The sequence below is a fragment of the Brevibacterium rongguiense genome (assembly GCF_009857845.1).
GTDB lineage: Bacteria > Actinomycetota > Actinomycetes > Actinomycetales > Brevibacteriaceae > Brevibacterium > Brevibacterium rongguiense.
Window position 1 is genome coordinate 1 of record NZ_WWEQ01000114.1, and the last position, 2278, is coordinate 2278.

The 2278-nt window shown below is 74.9% G+C and carries 2 protein-coding genes; both read left to right on the forward strand.

From position 1 onward, the window contains the following. Positions 1-226, forward strand: a 226-nt coding sequence (locus GSY69_RS13665; RefSeq protein WP_160954379.1) for a hypothetical protein, incomplete at its 5' end; no start/stop codon positions are given. Further along, the coding region (locus GSY69_RS13670) for a transglutaminase family protein (RefSeq protein ID WP_160954380.1) at positions 223-2278 on the forward strand (2056 nt) is incomplete at its 3' end. The genes GSY69_RS13665 and GSY69_RS13670, both read left to right, overlap by 4 nt.

Below are 2278 nucleotides of genomic sequence, written 5' to 3' on the forward strand. Positions count from 1 at the left end.
GCCCGGGCCCGCCGAGGTGCGCCGCGAGGACCTGCAGGGCGTCGCCGAGGTGTTCATCGCGGCCGACGACCCGCAGGCGCGCGCCCGGCTGGCGGCCGCGCTGCCGCGCAGCGCCGCCGCGCGGGTGTGGGACCCCGCCGAGCTCTCGGGCATCGGCAGCGAGCTGTTCGGTCGCGAGATCGGCGTGCCCGCCAGCTGGCTGCAGACCGGGAGGAGCGTGCGATGACCCCCACCACCGTCTTCCAGCGCTGCGCCACGGCGCTGTGCGTGTTCGCAGCGGCGCTGCTCACGGCCTGCGCGACCTCGGCGATCCTGCAGGGCACGGCGTGGCTCGCCCCGCTCGCGGCCGTCGTCGCCGCGATCGTCGCCTCCGGACTCGTCTTCCGCAGCCTGCCGGGGATCGGCACCTCCGGACTTGCCGCCCTCGTCGAGTTCTGCGTGAGCGCCTGGGCGGTGCTCATCGCCTGCGCCCCCGGTGCCATGCTGGGCGGTGTCGTGCCCACCCCGGCCGCCTTCGGCGAGCTCTTCGCCCTGCTGGGCCAGGGCATCGACGACATCTACTCGACGACGGCGCCGGCGCCCGCCACCCCGGGGCTGCTCGCGCTCATGACCGTGGGCCTGGCCCTCGTCACCACCCTCGTCGACGGCCTCGTCGCGGATCTGCGCGCCCCGAAGACCGCGGGCATCATCCTCCTCGTCGTCTACCTGGTCCCGGCGCTGCTGGCCCCCCGCGAGCTGCGCTGGTGGCACTTCGCGAGCATCGGCGCGGCGTTCCTGCTGCTCCTGCTCACCCCCTACGCGGAGCGCGGGCCCTCCCGCGGGCCGCTCACCGCCGCGGCCGCAGGGGCCCTCGCGCTGCTGCTGGGGGTCGGCATCCCGCTGCTCATCCCGCCCATCGAGGCCACGCACACCCGGCCGCTGACGGCGCCGAAGGACCTCACGGTCGTCAACCCGTTCCTCGACCTCAAATCGGACCTCAGCGAGCGCAGCAAGACGCCGATCATCTCCTATTCCACCCAGGACCCGCTGGCCCCGCCGATTCGGCTGACGTCCGTCTCCGACTACGACGGCCGCACGTGGAAACCGGAGACGTTCAAGCTCGACACCGCGGCCCGCGCCAACGGCGTCATGCCCGGGGCGCCCGGGCTCAGCGGCGACGCCGAGCGGCGGACCTACACCGCGAGCTTCTCGATCGGGGGCCTCGACCAGCAGTACCTGCCGGCCCCGTACGCCCCCCAGACCGCGCACGGGGTCAGCGACCAGTGGATCTACGATTCCGACACCCTCACGATCGTGGGCAACGGCATCACAGCGCGCGACCAGCAGTACGAGGTCTCCTACACCTCGGTGGAGCCCACCGCCGCGCAGCTGGCCGCCGCGGCGCCCGTCGATGCCTCCCAGTTCTCCGCGCAGCTGTCGATGCCCAACGACTCCCCGGCGATCATCGCCCGGACCGCCAAGCGCGAGACGAAGGGCGCCGCGAACGAGTGGGAGAAGGCGGCGAAGCTCCAGGCGTACCTGCGCTCCGACGCATTCTCCTATTCGCTCAACGCGCCCAAGCAGGCCTCCGGCGACGCGATCGCGGACTTCCTCGCGGACAAGCGCGGCTACTGCGTGCAGTTCTCCGGGGCGATGGCCGCCATGGCCCGCACCCTGGGCATCCCCGCCCGGATCGGGGTGGGCTTCACCCCGGGCGAGCAGACCGGGCAGGGCCGCTACGACGTGTCGATGTCGCAGTCGCACGCGTGGCCGGAGCTCTACTTCAGCGGCGTGGGCTGGGTGCGCTTCGAGCCCACCCCCGGGGGCCCGGCGGGCGCGCCCCCACCGTGGACGGAGGAGGGCGGTGAGTCCGCCGAGGAGCCCACCGCCTCCGCCTCGCCCACGCCGGAGGACACGAGTTCTGCGTCGGCCGAGCCGACCACCGCGGAGCCCTCCAGCGCCCCGGCCGAGGAGGACGAGGGCGCTCCCGCCGCCGGGGCAGGCGCCGGCTTCCCGTGGTGGATTGCTCTCCTCGTCCTCGCGGTGCTCCTGGTGCTCGCGCTGCCGCTGGCCGTGCGCGCGCTCCAGCGCTCGCGGCGCCTGCGGGCGCCGCAGGACCCGGAGGCCGTCTGGGCCGAGGTCCGGTCCTCGCTCGTCGACGGCGGGGCACTCGGACCCGCCTCGGCGACGGTGCGCGGCGAGGCCGCGCGCCTGGCCGGGCTGGTCGAGGGCCGCGATGCCGAGGCGCTGCGCGCCATCGGCGCGGCCGTCGAGTCCGCGCGCTACGCCGGGCCGGGGC